Source organism: Methylobacterium sp. E-066, from assembly GCF_022829635.1.
Lineage (GTDB): Bacteria > Pseudomonadota > Alphaproteobacteria > Rhizobiales > Beijerinckiaceae > Methylobacterium.
Genome location: NZ_JAKSYO010000193.1, coordinates 15,075 through 27,817, shown reverse-complemented (window position 1 = coordinate 27,817; position 12,743 = coordinate 15,075). Strand labels below are relative to the sequence as shown.

General features: G+C 69.8%; 16 protein-coding genes. 5 read left to right on the top strand and 11 right to left on the bottom strand.

Annotation, left to right across the window (positions count from 1 at the left end; genetic code table 11):
- Positions 1-83: 83 nt before the first annotated feature.
- The 5 genes from MKL20_RS28860 to MKL20_RS28840 all read right to left on the bottom strand — a co-directional run bounded on the left by MKL20_RS28860 (position 84) and on the right by MKL20_RS28840 (position 3,519).
- On the bottom strand, positions 84-932 hold the full coding sequence (locus MKL20_RS28860) for a 23S rRNA (adenine(2030)-N(6))-methyltransferase RlmJ (protein ID WP_244039557.1): 849 nt from the start codon (positions 930-932) through the stop codon (positions 84-86).
- Between the two features lie 66 nt (positions 933-998).
- Positions 999-1,661, bottom strand: coding sequence for a ribonuclease T2 (locus MKL20_RS28855; RefSeq protein WP_244039556.1), 663 nt, complete (start codon positions 1,659-1,661; stop codon positions 999-1,001).
- Positions 1,662-1,663: 2 nt separating this feature from the next.
- Positions 1,664-2,125, bottom strand: a complete 462-nt coding sequence (locus tag MKL20_RS28850; RefSeq protein WP_243971854.1) for a hypothetical protein — start codon at positions 2,123-2,125, stop codon at positions 1,664-1,666.
- A 133-nt stretch (positions 2,126-2,258) separates the two neighbouring features.
- Entirely contained in the window at positions 2,259-2,465 is a 207-nt protein-coding gene (locus tag MKL20_RS28845; protein WP_244039555.1) for a hypothetical protein, read from the bottom strand.
- 64 nt (positions 2,466-2,529) lie between these two features.
- Positions 2,530-3,519, bottom strand: a complete 990-nt coding sequence (locus MKL20_RS28840) for an extensin family protein (protein WP_244039643.1) — start codon at positions 3,517-3,519, stop codon at positions 2,530-2,532.
- A 213-nt stretch (positions 3,520-3,732) separates the two neighbouring features.
- Between MKL20_RS28840 and MKL20_RS28835 the strand changes: the two genes are divergently transcribed.
- The gene (locus MKL20_RS28835; RefSeq protein ID WP_244039554.1) at positions 3,733-4,965 is read left to right on the top strand and encodes an amidase; all 1,233 of its coding nucleotides are present in this window, start codon (positions 3,733-3,735) and stop codon (positions 4,963-4,965) included.
- Positions 4,966-5,584: 619 nt separating this feature from the next.
- On the opposite strand, the gene MKL20_RS28830 is transcribed toward MKL20_RS28835, so the two are convergent.
- On the bottom strand, positions 5,585-6,061 hold the full coding sequence (locus tag MKL20_RS28830; protein WP_244039553.1) for a BLUF domain-containing protein: 477 nt from the start codon (positions 6,059-6,061) through the stop codon (positions 5,585-5,587).
- Positions 6,062-6,292: 231 nt separating this feature from the next.
- Complete coding sequence (locus MKL20_RS28825; protein ID WP_244039552.1) at positions 6,293-7,438, bottom strand: AI-2E family transporter; 1,146 nt, start codon at positions 7,436-7,438, stop codon at positions 6,293-6,295.
- A 165-nt stretch (positions 7,439-7,603) separates the two neighbouring features.
- Between MKL20_RS28825 and MKL20_RS28820 the strand changes: the two genes are divergently transcribed.
- On the top strand, positions 7,604-7,744 hold the full coding sequence (locus MKL20_RS28820) for a hypothetical protein (RefSeq protein ID WP_243971865.1): 141 nt from the start codon (positions 7,604-7,606) through the stop codon (positions 7,742-7,744).
- A 6-nt stretch (positions 7,745-7,750) separates the two neighbouring features.
- On the opposite strand, the gene MKL20_RS28815 is transcribed toward MKL20_RS28820, so the two are convergent.
- The gene (locus MKL20_RS28815; protein ID WP_244039551.1) at positions 7,751-8,218 is read right to left on the bottom strand and encodes a molybdenum cofactor biosynthesis protein MoaE; all 468 of its coding nucleotides are present in this window, start codon (positions 8,216-8,218) and stop codon (positions 7,751-7,753) included.
- Between the two features lie 152 nt (positions 8,219-8,370).
- Here MKL20_RS28815 and MKL20_RS28810 point away from each other — a divergent pair, with 152 nt between their 5' ends.
- The 3 genes from MKL20_RS28810 (at position 8,371) to MKL20_RS28800 (ending at position 10,075) form a co-directional block, all read left to right on the top strand.
- Positions 8,371-9,390 (top strand): gamma carbonic anhydrase family protein, encoded by a 1,020-nt coding sequence (locus tag MKL20_RS28810; protein ID WP_244039550.1) that lies wholly within the window; start codon positions 8,371-8,373, stop codon positions 9,388-9,390.
- Between the two features lie 87 nt (positions 9,391-9,477).
- A complete protein-coding gene (locus MKL20_RS28805) occupies positions 9,478-9,756 on the top strand; it encodes a BrnT family toxin (protein ID WP_244039642.1) in 279 nt (92 codons plus the stop codon).
- Positions 9,743-10,075 carry a BrnA antitoxin family protein gene (locus tag MKL20_RS28800; RefSeq protein ID WP_244039549.1) on the top strand — a complete coding sequence of 111 codons (333 nt, stop codon included), beginning with the start codon at positions 9,743-9,745 and terminating at the stop codon, positions 10,073-10,075. Before MKL20_RS28805 ends, MKL20_RS28800 begins: the two co-directional genes overlap by 14 nt.
- Positions 10,076-10,139: 64 nt before the next feature.
- On the opposite strand, the gene MKL20_RS28795 is transcribed toward MKL20_RS28800, so the two are convergent.
- The 3 genes from MKL20_RS28795 to MKL20_RS28785 form a co-directional block, all read right to left on the bottom strand.
- Positions 10,140-10,868 (bottom strand): amino acid ABC transporter ATP-binding protein, encoded by a 729-nt coding sequence (locus MKL20_RS28795; protein ID WP_244039641.1) that lies wholly within the window; start codon positions 10,866-10,868, stop codon positions 10,140-10,142.
- A gap of 152 nt (positions 10,869-11,020) precedes the next feature.
- Complete coding sequence (locus tag MKL20_RS28790) at positions 11,021-11,713, bottom strand: amino acid ABC transporter permease (RefSeq protein ID WP_244039548.1); 693 nt, start codon at positions 11,711-11,713, stop codon at positions 11,021-11,023.
- Positions 11,714-11,776: 63 nt separating this feature from the next.
- Positions 11,777-12,499, bottom strand: coding sequence for an amino acid ABC transporter permease (locus MKL20_RS28785; protein ID WP_243971875.1), 723 nt, complete (start codon positions 12,497-12,499; stop codon positions 11,777-11,779).
- Positions 12,500-12,743: the final 244 nt, after the last annotated feature.

Genomic DNA, 12,743 nt, shown 5'->3' with positions numbered 1-12,743 from the left:
CGCCACAACAGAGTTGGCCGCACTTGTGCGAAATCTCTTAAAGAATTGTTCCGGCCTTGCCGCCCCGAATCAATAGTGACGAATCAGCTCTCACGACCGAGCGAATCGCAGCGAAATCCGCCGAACGCCTCCCGAGCCAGCCGCTGTGCTAGGGCCGGCAAGAACAGAAGCGCCTCTTCGGCCAGGCGCCAGGGCGGATTGACCACGATCAACCCGCTGCCGGAGAGCCGCGTCGGGTCGTCCGGCCGGTCGATCAGCAGGTCGAGGCGCAGGGCCGGACGGGGCAGGGCGGCGTCGAGGTCGCGGACCATGCGGTCGATCGCAGCCGCGTCCTTGATCGGATACCAGGCCAGGAAAATCCCGGTCGGCCATTTCGCCACCGCGCGGGCGAGATGGCTGCCGAGGCGCTCGACCTCGCCCGGCACCTCGTAGGGCGGGTCGATCAGCACGAGGCCGCGGCGCTCCGGGTGCGGGATCTGGGCGTTGACGGCGGTCCAGCCGTCGAGGTTCAGGACCTTGGTGCGCCCGTCGCGTTCGTAGCGGTCCCGCAGGGTCGCGGCGTCCTCCGGGTGGAGTTCGACGAACACGCCCTTGTCGCCCGGCCGCAGCGCCTCGCGGATCATGGCCGGCGAGCCGGGATAGGCGGTGGCGCCGTAGCGGGCCTGCACCGCCGCCACGGCCTCCCGGTAGGGCGCGAGCAGCGCCTCGACCTCCGGCGCGAACGGCTCGTCCATCCGGCCCCAGCCGTCCCGCCATTCGCCGGTTCGGGAGGCCTCGTCGGCGGTCAGGTCGTAGATCCCGAGGCCCGCGAAGGCGTCGAGCGCCCGGAACGGCTTGTCCTTCAGGCAGAGATGCGCGAGCACCCGCGCCAGGACGAGATGCTTGAGCACGTCGGCATGGTTGCCGGCGTGGAAGGCGTGCCGATAGTTCATGGCTGCGCCCTGAAGCGGATCGCGCGATCCGGGTCCAGCCTCAAACCGCGAAACCGGCCAAATAAATCAGCGGGCGGCGTCCAGCGTGACGTCCGGCGCGCGGCAATTGCCGCGGGCGACCTCGGGGCAAGGAGCGAAGCTGCGTAGGTCCTTGGAGAAGCAGATCCGCACCTCCTGGAGCTGCCCGCGGGTGCAGGTCACCGCCATCATATCGGGACGCAGGCCGCGGTTGGCGGCCACGAATTGCCGGGCGATCTCGATCGGCGCCAAAGTTTGCGGAGCACCGCCGCCCTTCAGCCCGTCGGGGATCGTCACGGCGAGGCGCGCGTCGCGGGCGGCCTGGAAGTAGCTGGTGGGATCGAGGCCGGAACAGGTGCCGTGGGCGCGCCATTCGTGCCGGGCGAGCCCCTCGCTCGGATAGACCTGCCCGGCCACCTCCAGTGCCTGCCGGGTCGGCGCGCGCTCCACCGCGGAGCAGTTCTGCGGGTAGCCGCGGGCGTGTTGCGGCCACAGCCCGTGGACGACGAAGCCGAGGCCCCGGCCGGGGGTGCATTGCACGTCGTTCCGGCGCTCGCCGACGCCGGCGCAGTAGGTCGGCGACCACGACAGGGCCAGCACGTAGAAGTCGAACGCGCCCGGCTCGCTCCGGCGGCTGAAGCCGCCGACATCCTGGGCGGCGGCCGGCCCCGCGAGCAGCAGGCCGGCGAGGCAGGCGGCGCGGACGCGCATGGTCAGGGGCGCGCCATCCGGCAGGCGGTGGCGTAGGCGTAGGCCAGGTCGCGGTCGAGGCCGTGGACGCAGAACTCGACGCCCCAGCTCGCCCCGATGATGCCGAGGCTCTCGCGGACCGAGTAATCGACCTTGCGGCGCACGCCGTCCGACGTGGTGACGGTGGCCGAGCAGAACCGGCGCGGATAGGTGTCCAGCCCCCAGGGCCGCCAGGCGGTGCGCTCGATCGTGTCGAAGGACCGGATCGTCATTGACGAATTCCAGTACTTCGCCTCCTTCTCGGCGAAGTTGGTCGAGACCCGCTCCAGGACGCTCGGGTCCTGGCAGCCCGGGATCTGCGCGTCGAACGGAAAGATCCGCTCCTCGGCGGGCTCGATATCCTCCCGGGCCGAACGGGCCAAAGCCGGCTGCGCGACGGAGAGGAGGGCCAGCCCGAGGGCCAGGCTGTGAAGGATCGGGCGCATGGCGCGTGCCTCGACGGGGGTGCTGTCCTGCATGCGCGAGACGATGGCTTGGCGGGGGCGCCAGTCAAGTCGGCTTAGGGTTGAACCGGCGGTTTACCGGGCGGTGCGGCGCGGCGGCCACGGTCCCGAAGTGCTACGCGCCGGTCGGCCCAGTCCTGGCGCGCGGATACCGAATGGTCCCGCTCTCGACGGCGGCCAAGCGGCGCCGGCCCTCAGCCTTCAGCGCTTCGATATCCAACGGCGCCGAGGGGCCGCTTTCCATTCCCGCGCGGATATCCCGCCGCAACGCATCCAGTTTGGCCGCCCGACGCTGCTCGTCCAGGATGTAGCTCGAAGGCATCGCCCCCTCCGCGGAAGCCGCGAGACTACCACTTGGCGATCGTCCCGCAATCCGGGGCCACGGCTCAGTAGATCGGCCCCGTGCTCGGCGGCGGCGCGCCGAGCTGCAGCGGCTCGTCGTAATCCTGCGCCGGCTCCTCCGGGGCAGCCGCGGCGATGCGCGGCGCGGGCCGGACCGGCGGCGCGGAGGTGTAGGCCGTGGCCGCCGGCACGCGGGCCGGAGCGCGGGCGACCTGGGTCGGGCTCGCGGCCTTCGACATCGGCGAGACGCCGTAGGGATCGTCCTCCTCGATATCCACCGGCGCCTGCGGAGCGGCCGGCTGGCGCGGCGGCGGGACCGGGCGCGACAGGGGCCGCTCGACCCCGGTGCCGAGCTGGGGTGTGAACTTGATCAGCGGCTGGCAGATCCGCTTGAGGCCGCGCGGGTCGTGCCGGGCGAGGTCGACATGGATGTGGTCGTAGTGGAAAACGTTCGAGCCCGGGGCCAGCACCGTGGTGAAGCGCTGGCAGGCGCCCAAAAAGATCTCGCGCAAAAAGCCCTGCTCGGCCTCCGTCCCGCGCCAGCCGCCCTTGACGGTGATGACGTGGCCGTCGGCCAGCTTGATCGACATCACGTCGATCGCGTTGCCGAAGCCGTGCTCGGAGAGCTTGGCGCCGGGCTGGTTGTTGCGCCCGCGGCAGGAATAGGAGCCGGCGTTGATCTCGGCCACCGGGACGCCGAAATACAGGTCGGCGGCGGGCTGGATCGTGTCGGCGAGCCAGGCCTCGGCCTCGGCGAGCGCCGGGCAGCCGAGCGTCATCCGCTGCTTCATCACCACCGTGCCGCCGGCCAGCCGCGTCACCCGGAAGGGCTGCTGCATGCCGCACGGGCCGGGCCCGTCCATCGCCGCGACCGGCGTGATGAACTCGGTCGGCTCGACTAGTTTCTTCGCCAAGCAGACCTGCTCCGCCTGATCGCGCCACGGGTCGCGCCGCTCGAACCGGTTGATCGAGCACGCGGTGAGCCCCGCGCCGAACAGCGCCAGGGCCGAGAACAGGGATACGCCACGCCACATGACCCGGACGATGCGCACGACCGCGTAAAGCGTTCGTCAACGCCGATTCGGGAATGGCCCGGCCTGTGGCCTCCGAGAACCGTCCCCGATCGCCATACGATCGAGGACGGTTCTCAATCCTGGATGTGACGCGCGCGCTGACGCCGAACCGGCCTCCACTTCGGCGGCGAGCGCTTGAGTTGACAGGGGCCCGGCCCGGGGACTGAATACAGAATGCTGTCAATCCTCGATCTCCGCGCCCGCATCGAAGCCGGCACCCTGACGCCCTCGGGCGCGATCGATCTGTGCCGTGCGGCGATCGCCGCGCGGGAGCCGGAGCTGCGCACGCTGGTGACGCTGGACGACAATCCGGCCATCCCGAATTCCGGGCCGCTCGCCGGCATCGCGGTGGGCGTGAAGGACATCATCGACAGCGCCGGCCTGCCGACCCAGATGGGTTCCTCGCTCTACGAGGGCTGGCGGCCCCGGGGCGATGCCTCGGTGGTGGCGCGCCTGAAAGGCCTCGGCGCCGTGGCTCTGGCCAAGACCACCACCACGGCCTTCGCCAGCAGCGACCCGACCGCGACGGTCAACCCGCACGATCCCGGCCACACCCCGGGCGGATCCTCGGCGGGCTCCGCCGCGGCGGTGGGGGCGGGGCTGCTGCCCCTGGCGCTCGGCACCCAGACGGCGGGCTCGGTGATCCGGCCGGCGAGCTATTGCGGCTGCGCGGCGGTGAAGCCGTCCTTCCGGCTGATCCCGACGGTCGGGGTCAAGACCTATTCCTGGGCGCTCGACACGGTCGGGCTGTTCGCCGCTGGCGTCGCGGACGTCGCCCACGCCCTGGCGCTGGTCACCGGCCGTCCGGAGATCGTGCGGGCAGAGTCCGGCTCTGCCCCGCGCATCGGCCTCGTGCGGCAGGATTTCGCCGAGGCGCCGGAGCCCGCCGCCGAGGCCGCCCTGAACCGCGCCCGGCAGGCCGCCGAGCGGGCCGGCGCGCAGGTCACCGACCTCGCGCTGCCGCCGGAGCTGGCGCTCGCCTGGGAGCGCCACCGAATCATCCAGAACTACGAGGGCCGGCTGGCGCTGGCCTGGGAATACGACTCCCATCGCGACGCGCTGCCGCCGCGGGTCCGGGAGCATCTCGATGCCGGCGCGGCGATCGCGGCCGCGGCGTACGACGAGGCCCGCCGCCACGCCCACCGGGCCCGCCGGGTGCTCAAGAGCCTGTTCGCCGACTACGATGCGATTCTGACCTTCTCGGCCCCGGGCCCGGCCCCGGCGACCCTGGCCTCCACGGGCGATCCGCGCTTCAACCAGCTCTGGACCCTGATGGGCGTGCCCTGCGTGAACGTGCCGGTGCCGGGCGAGCGCCTGCCGGTGGGCGTGCAGGTGATCGGCCGCTTCGGCGATGACGGCCGCGCGCTGGCGGTGGCCCGGATGATCGAGGCGGCGTTGCGCGGGTGACGGGCTCGCCCGCGGCGGCCCGGAATGACGGGCATTCGCGTGCGACCGACGGATCCGTAGAGCGAAGGCGCGGCATGCCGGACACGTCCAGGACTCGCCTCAGTCGGCTCGCGTGCGCAGTGGCTGCTTCCGGCCTAACTGAGTCGGACCCGTTGCTGCACGTGCGGCCTGAAAGCGGATACAGGCCTGGGGCCTGATTGACGGTAAGAAATGCCCCTCACCAATCCTTCAGCGCGTCCGCTTTTGGCGGCGACGCGACCCCTCTCAGAGCCTGTTTGACTGCGTGATCGCAGTCGCGTGACGGTTCTGACTGACGTGTATCCCAATCTCTCCCCTCATCCTGAGGTGCTGCGCAGCAGCCTCGAAGGAGCCCTCCAGGGATCGCGCGGCTGGCTGGAGGGCTCCTTCGAGGGCTCCGCTCCGCTACGCCACCTCAGGATGAGGGCGAGAATGGGAACAACCGGTCAACCAAGCTCTCAGTGTCGTCGTTCGGAGCGGATCATCACAACATGCCATTGGCATGGCCGCAGCGAGCAACCAGCCAAAAGCCGTCGCCGCGGATACAGTTCGTCACGACGCCAGTGGCGGATCGGCTCGAGGCGACCGGGTGCTGACCCGATCAGCTTCGCCCAAGCGAAACCAGCGGCCCCGAATCGAGTTGCTTGAGAATCCGCGTCAGTGCTGCGACGTTGTTCTTGTCTTCGGCGCTGTCCAGCGCGTCCTGTAGTACCAGGCGGATGTCCTCGGCTTCGACCCTCTCCATGTCCCAGTTCGGATAGAGACGCTCGCGCTCTTCCTCGCTCTGGCTCAGCGAAACGATATCGTAATGGCGCGGATCGCCATGAAGGCTCGTGATCAGCTTCTGGATCTCGGCGGCCGGCCCCTCGATCCACTGGAAGAAGACGCCACTTCCGTAAACCAGCACCCCGGTGATGCCGCGCGCGAGATTGTGGCGCTGGGCCGCCTCGACGATGCGGCCGACCTCGGCGTCGTCGACGCCGTCGGCGGCACGGCTGCAGTAGACGAAGTGATAAAGCGCCGGCAGCGCAGGTTCGTCCAACTCAGCGCCGCGTGGAATGCCGTATTCGTCGAACATGGGTCGGCGCGCTCCGTTTGTGCCAGGCAGGCCGTTCCGCCCGGTGGGTGAGCGGCAGGATAGCGCAAATGACCGGATTTGAAATTGAATCCGGCCGCCCAATACCTCGGGCGGACACCGAAGGCACTGCTACTCGACGGGCCGGCAAGCACGCTCGAACTCGGCCAAGCGGGTTGGGTTCAAACTTGAGTGGCCACACCACCCGCCGTCCCGCGCATCATAACCCGCGCCTCAACTGCTCGCCGGCTCGTGCAGCGTGTCCTCCACGTAGAGCTGCTCCAGCAGCACCTTGATCACCGCCATCAGCGGCAGAGCCAGGGCGATGCCCCAGAGCCCAAAAATCACGCCCAGGATCAGCTGGCCGGCGAAGATCGTGGCCGGGGGGATGTCCAGGGCTCGCTTCTGGATGAACGGCGTCAGGCCGTAGCTCTCCAGGCACTGCACCGCCAGGTAGACGCCGATGGCGCCGATCACCGCCTTGAGGCCCGAGGCCAGGGCCGCCAGGATGATCACGATCCCCGCCACCAGCGGCCCCACGGTCGGCACGAAGGCCAGCAGACCCGCCTGGAGGCCAAGGATCAGCGCGCCGCCGATCCCCAGGAAGGCCAGCCCGGCCCAGGTGCAGAGGAAGATCACCGCCATGATGATCAGCTGGCCGAACAGCCAGTGCCGCAGGGTCTCGCCGGCACCGTCGAGGACCTTGGCCGCGCGCGGGCGCTTCTGCGGTGGGACGAAGCGCAGCGCACCGTCCCGGTAGGCTTTCGGGTCGGCCGCGAAGGCCAGCCCCAGGAAGGCGATCACCAGCAGGTTGCCCAGCGCGTCGAACAGACCGAGGATCACGGCGGCGGCCGGCCCGAGGACGCTGCCCGCGTCGGAGACGATCGAGCTGCTGCCCTTGAGCAGGCCGTTGGCGAGGCCGCCGAGGCCGCCCTCCTTCTGGCTGGACTCGGTCGAACCGTCCTTGCCGCCGCCCTGGGGGGCGAGGCTCGGCACGTCGATGCCGCGCTCGGCGAGCCAGCCCGAAACCGTGCCGGCCTGGTCCTTGATCGTGGTGCCGAGGTCGCGCCCCTGCTGCACGATGGTGGCGCCGCCATAGGTCCCGAAGCCGATCGCCGCGACGGCGACCGCCAGGCTGGCGATGGTCAGGCGCAGGCCCCGGGGCAGGGGCAGGACATGGCCGAGCCCCCGGGTCAGGCCGTCGAGGAACACGCCGAGCAGCACGCCCGCGAAGATCAGCAGCAGCGTGCCCACCGACATCCAGGCCAGCGCCAGCAACGCCGTGAAGCACACGACGGCGATCCCCGAAGCCGCCAGCGGCAGGGCTCCGCGCCAGGGCCCGACCGGGCCGTCCAAGTCCCGAAGTTGACCGTCCGTCATCACCGCTCCTGCATCGCGGGCTCACGAACGCCCCGGGCCGGTCGGGGTCAAGTGCGGCTGTCTACCAAGCTTGTGCGCGGAGCCCCGCGACCGGACGGCGTTTCACGCGTTGTCCGCCCGCGCAATCGCTCCCGCGGGGAGCCGGGCGCATCCGGGAGAGACCGCGTGAGCAGCAACGAGCCCCACACCCATTCCCTCGGCCCAGGCCGGACCGTGGACACGGGAGATCAGCTTAGCAGCGTGGTCATCCTCGGCCTCGCGATCGCCGGCGCGCTCGCCGCGGTGCTGTTCAACGCGATCCTGTAGGCCGCGTCAGCTCCAGCGCTCGGCCGCGGCGTCGTCGTGGGCGGCGGCCTCGACCCAGCCGCCGGTGGTGCCGTCGGCGAGGTGCTCGCGCTTCCAGAACGGGGCGCGGGTCTTGAGATAGTCCATCAAAAAGTCCGCCGCCTCGAAGGCCGCGACCCGGTGGCTGGAGGCGGTCACCACCAGCACGATGCCGTCGCCCGGTAAGACGCGGCCGTGGCGATGGATGACCCGCAGGGCCTGGAGCGGCCAGCGGGTCACCGCCTCCTCGGCAACCCGAAGGATCTCGGCCTCGGCCATGCCGGGATAATGTTCGAGCTCCAGGGCGGCGAGGCGTCCGGCCTCGTCCCTGCACAGGCCCGTGAAGGTGACGACCGCCCCGGCCCGGCCGCCGAGTTCGGCGCCGATCCGGGCGATCTCGGCGGCGGTGTCGAAGGGCTCGGCCTGGATGGCGACGCTCGGGGCGGGGGCGCTCATGGTCCGGTCCAACGATCCTCGTCCGGCGGTGCGGGGGCGGCGCGGGACCGTCCCACGCCTGTCACACCCGGCCGCGCCTCTATATGGCACATCGAGCCGCCTTCGCCCCGGTCGCGGGCGCGGCGGCGTGATCGGCGGAGAAGGATACCAATGTGACCCCCGACCTGATCCTGCCCTACGCGGGCGTCCTGCCGGATTTCGCCAGCCGCCCGGTCTGGTGCGGGCGCGGCAGCACGGTGATCGGCGCAGCCCGGATCGGCGCGCAGGCCTGGATCGGCGACGAGGCGGTGATCCGCGCCGACGGGCAGACCATCAGCCTCGGGGACAGGTTCTGGCTCGGCCACCGCTCGACGGTGCATATCGCGACCCTCACCCACGGGACGCAGGTCGGCGACCGGGTCACGGTCGGGCGCAACAGCGTCGTGCATGCCTGCACGGTCGGCTCCGACGTCGTGATCGAGGACGATGTCGTGATCCTCGACGGGGCCGAGATCGGCGACAACGCCGTGATCGAGGCGGGCTCGACCGTGTTCCCCCGCATGAAGCTCGACGGCGGATACGCCTATGCCGGCAGCCCGGCGCGGCCGAGCCGGCCGATCGACCCGGACGAGGTCGCCGAGCGCGCCGAGCGCCTGCGCGAGCGGATGGGCGACGGCTCGGCCGCCGATCCGGGCCTTCCCCCGGAGGTCGAGGACAGCGTGTTCGTGGCCCGGACCGCGCGCCTGCGCGGGCGGGTCAGCCTCGGGGCCGGCGCCAGCGTGCTGTTCTGCTGCGATCTCAATGCCGAGGTCGGGCCGATCGTGGTCGGGGCCGACACCAACATCCAGGACAACACCACGATCCGCACCCGGGGGGAGGGCGTGGTGATCGGGCGCGATACCACCATCGCGCACAACGTCCGGATCGCCGATTGCCGGATCGGCGCCCGGGCGCTGATCGGCATCGGCGCCAGCATCGCCCCCGGCACGCTGATCGCCGACGACGTCATGCTGGCGGCCGGGGCCACCACCGATCCCGGGCAGATCCTGGAGGCCGGCTATCTCTGGGGCGGCCGCCCGGCGCGGATCCTGTCGCCCCTGGACGCCGAGAAGCGCGCGATGATGATCCGCATCGTCGAGGGCTATTGCCGGCACGGGCGGGAGTATCGGGCGGCGCAGGCGGCAGTCGGCTAGGTCCACCGACGCCGCTCAGGCTTCTGAGCGGACCGCGCGCGTTGCCTTGCCGGCGGTCCGGTCTGTAGCTACGTTAATTCCGTGCATATGGTCTGGGATGAGCGCAAGCGCGCGATCAATCTGCGCCCCGAGCCGGAGGGACATGGTCTCGATTTCGTAGATGCCCGCGACCGCTTCGAATGGGACAGCGCCGTCGTCGTCCCGACCTATCCGGGACCGGATGGCCGTCCGCGATTCATCGCGATCGGCTGGCTCGACGGGCACTTGCGGGCGCTGGTGTTCTCGCCGCTCGGGACAGAGGCGGTGACAGCCATCAGCCTGCGGCCGGCCAGCCGCAAGGAGAGGAGCCTCTATGACCAAGCGTAAGGCAGGCCCGATCAGCGACGCCGAGGAGGCCCGGATCCAGGCCGCGATCGCGCGCGATCCAGACGCACCGGAGGTCACCGACGAACAGGCCGCGCAGGCGCGCCCGGCCTCCGAGGTTCTGGATCCGGCACTCTTCGCGAGGCTCACGCAGCGCGGCCGTCCCAGATCGGAGACCCGCAAGAAGCTCGTCACCCTGCGCCTGCCCCCCGACGTGATCGAAGGCTACCAGGCCACCGGCCCGGGCTGGCAGGTGCGGATGGGCGAGGTTCTCGCGGCCGGTCTCAAGACCGGCGCCCGCGGTCGCAAGCGGACGGCGTGACGGGGGTAGGCATTCCCTTCGTCACGCGGCGATATCCGAGATCCCTCGGCCAAGTCGCAAAAAATCAGTGCTGCAGGATCTTCGACAAAAACGTCTGGGCGCGCTCGGAGCGGGGGCTGCCGAAGAAATCCTCCTTCTTGGCGTCCTCGACGATCTCGCCGCGGTCCATGAAGATCACCCGGTCGGCGACCTTGCGGGCGAAGCCCATCTCGTGAGTCACGACCATCATGGTCATGCCCTCCTTGGCGAGCTCGACCATCACGTCGAGCACCTCGCCGACCATCTCGGGGTCCAGCGCCGAGGTCGGCTCGTCGAACAGCATCACCACCGGGTTCATGGCGAGCGCCCGGGCGATCGCCACACGCTGTTGCTGGCCGCCCGAGAGCTGCCCCGGAAACTTGTCGGCCTGGGCGCTCAAGCCCACCCGGGCCAGCAGGTCGAGGCCGCGCTTCTTCGCGTCCTCGGCGCCGCGGCCCAGGACCTTGCGCTGGGCGATGGTGAGGTTCTCGGTGATCGACAGGTGCGGGAACAGCTCGAAATGCTGGAACACCATGCCGACCCGGGAGCGGAGTTTTGGCAGGTTGGTCGCCTTGTCGACGACCTTGGTGCCGGCGACCGTGATCTGGCCCTTCTGGAACGGCTCGAGGGCGTTGACGCACTTGATCAGGGTCGACTTGCCCGAGCCCGAGGGGCCGCAGACCACCACGACCTCGCCCTTGGCGACCTTGGTGGTGCAATTCGTCAGCACCTGGAAGTCGCCGTACCATTTGCTGATGTTGTCGATGGCGATCATCGTCTCGCCGGGCGCCGCCGCGGGCACGCCGGAGATGAGGCCGCCAGGCTGCAACCCGGCATCCCGGGGAGCGTGGGCGGCGTCGGCGACGGGTTCCTTGACGGACGGGGCCGGCATCGGGGTCGAGGTCATGGCGCGGACTCCAGTGTCGGTCAGCGAATGATGGCGACGCGGCTCTGCAGGCGACGCACCAGGAACGAGGCCGTGAAGCAGATCACGAAGTAGACGATGGCGGCGAAGATATACATCTCGACGAGGCGGCCGTCGCGCTGCGCCACCTTCGAGGCGGCGCCCATGAAGTCGGTGAGCGAGAGCACGTAGACCAGGGAGGTATCCTGGAACAACACCACGGTCTGGGTCAGCAGCAGCGGCAGCATGTTGCGGAAGGCCTGAGGCAGCACGACGTTGGCCATGGTCTGCCAGTAATTCATCCCGAGCGCCAAGGCCGCCCCGGTCTGTCCCTTGGGGATCGACTGGATGCCCGCCCGCATGATCTCGGAGAAGTAGGCCGCCTCGAACGCCATGAAGGTGATCAGCGCCGACGGGAAGGCGCCGACCTGGATCGGGGTCGTGGCGCCGGTCACGTAGGCGCCGATATACGGCACCAGGAAGTAGAACCAGAAGATCACCAGCACCAGCGGCAGCGAGCGGCACAGCTCGACATAGCCCTTGGCCACGTGGCTGAGGCCCGGCACGCTCGAGAGCCGGGCCATCGCCAGCAGGGTGCCGATCACCACGCCGCCGACCGCCGCCATGGCGGTGAGCGTCACGGTGAAGACCATGCCCTGCCCGAACAGGTAGGGCAGGGAGGAAAGGATGACGGTGTAGTCGAAATTCGAGAGCATCGGGGCCTGTTCGCGGTGGCCGGGTGCCGGCGGAGCGGGGAAATCGAGGGGCGGGCCGGCGCCTCAGCGCTGGCCCGGGATCGCGACGGCGCGCTCCAGGTAGGTCGCCGCGGTGACCACCACGAGATTGATGATCACGTAGAGCAGGGTCGCGGCCGTGAACGCCTCGAACACCTGGAACGAGAATTCCTGCATCGAACGGGCCCGGGCGGTCAGCTCGAGGAGGCCGATGGTGAGGGCCACGGACGTGTTCTTGAGATTGTTGAGGAATTCCGAGGTCATCGGCGGCAGGATGATCCGGTAGGCGTTCGGCAGCAGCACGTACCGGTAGGTCTGGTAGACCGTGAAGCCCATCGCGGTGCCGGCCATGCCCTGGCCGCGCGGGAGCGACTGGATGCCGGCGCGGACCTGCTCGGCCACCCGCGAGGCGGTGAAGAAGCCCAGGCACACCACCGCGGTGTAGAACGGCGCGTCGGGCAGTTGCTTGATCGCGTCGCCCACCTGCGTCGGCACCACCTCGGGCAGCACGAAGTACCACAGGAACATCTGCACCAGCAGCGGCACGTTGCGGAACAGCTCGACATAGGCAGTGCCGATGGCGTTGGCGGTCTTCGACGGCAGGGTCCGCAGCACCCCGATCAGGGAGCCGAGGAAGAACGCGATGAGCCACGAGCACAGGGCGGTAGCGATCGTCCACATGAGCCCGGAGAGCAGCATGTCGAGATAGGTGCCGTTGCCCTCGGGCGAGGCGTCGAAGAAGATTCGCCAGTTCCAGTTGTAGTTCATCGCGCTGCTTCTGAGATGAAACGTGTGAGTCCGGTGTTTCCCAATCTCACCCTCATCCTGAGGTGCTGCGCAGCAGCCCCGAAGGAGGGCTCCAGATGCCAGCGCGATCCCTGGAGGGCTCCTTCGAGGCCTCCGCTGCGCTTCGGCACCTCAGGATGAGGGTGAGGATGGAATTGCCGTCTGCTTCGGCCCTGTCGTGACGCATCGCGGGCGAACCCGCGATGCGTCATCGTTGACTGAACGA

Coding starts and splice junctions, on each gene's coding strand:
- MKL20_RS28845 (WP_244039555.1), bottom strand. CDS start 2,465: ATGCCTTCGAGCTACATCCTGGACGAGCAGCGTCGGGCGGCCAAACTG.
- MKL20_RS28790 (WP_244039548.1), bottom strand. CDS start 11,713: ATGCTCTCGAATTTCGACTACACCGTCATCCTTTCCTCCCTGCCCTAC.
- MKL20_RS28795 (WP_244039641.1), bottom strand. CDS start 10,868: ATGATCGCCATCGACAACATCAGCAAATGGTACGGCGACTTCCAGGTG.
- MKL20_RS28850 (WP_243971854.1), bottom strand. CDS start 2,125: ATGCGCCCGATCCTTCACAGCCTGGCCCTCGGGCTGGCCCTCCTCTCC.
- MKL20_RS28785 (WP_243971875.1), bottom strand. CDS start 12,499: ATGAACTACAACTGGAACTGGCGAATCTTCTTCGACGCCTCGCCCGAG.
- MKL20_RS28840 (WP_244039643.1), bottom strand. CDS start 3,519: ATGTGGCGTGGCGTATCCCTGTTCTCGGCCCTGGCGCTGTTCGGCGCG.
- MKL20_RS28825 (WP_244039552.1), bottom strand. CDS start 7,438: ATGACGGACGGTCAACTTCGGGACTTGGACGGCCCGGTCGGGCCCTGG.
- MKL20_RS28800 (WP_244039549.1), top strand. CDS start 9,743: ATGACCAAGCGTAAGGCAGGCCCGATCAGCGACGCCGAGGAGGCCCGG.
- MKL20_RS28815 (WP_244039551.1), bottom strand. CDS start 8,218: ATGAGCGCCCCCGCCCCGAGCGTCGCCATCCAGGCCGAGCCCTTCGAC.
- MKL20_RS28860 (WP_244039557.1), bottom strand. CDS start 932: ATGAACTATCGGCACGCCTTCCACGCCGGCAACCATGCCGACGTGCTC.
- MKL20_RS28855 (WP_244039556.1), bottom strand. CDS start 1,661: ATGCGCGTCCGCGCCGCCTGCCTCGCCGGCCTGCTGCTCGCGGGGCCG.
- MKL20_RS28835 (WP_244039554.1), top strand. CDS start 3,733: ATGCTGTCAATCCTCGATCTCCGCGCCCGCATCGAAGCCGGCACCCTG.
- MKL20_RS28805 (WP_244039642.1), top strand. CDS start 9,478: ATGGTCTGGGATGAGCGCAAGCGCGCGATCAATCTGCGCCCCGAGCCG.
- MKL20_RS28830 (WP_244039553.1), bottom strand. CDS start 6,061: ATGTTCGACGAATACGGCATTCCACGCGGCGCTGAGTTGGACGAACCT.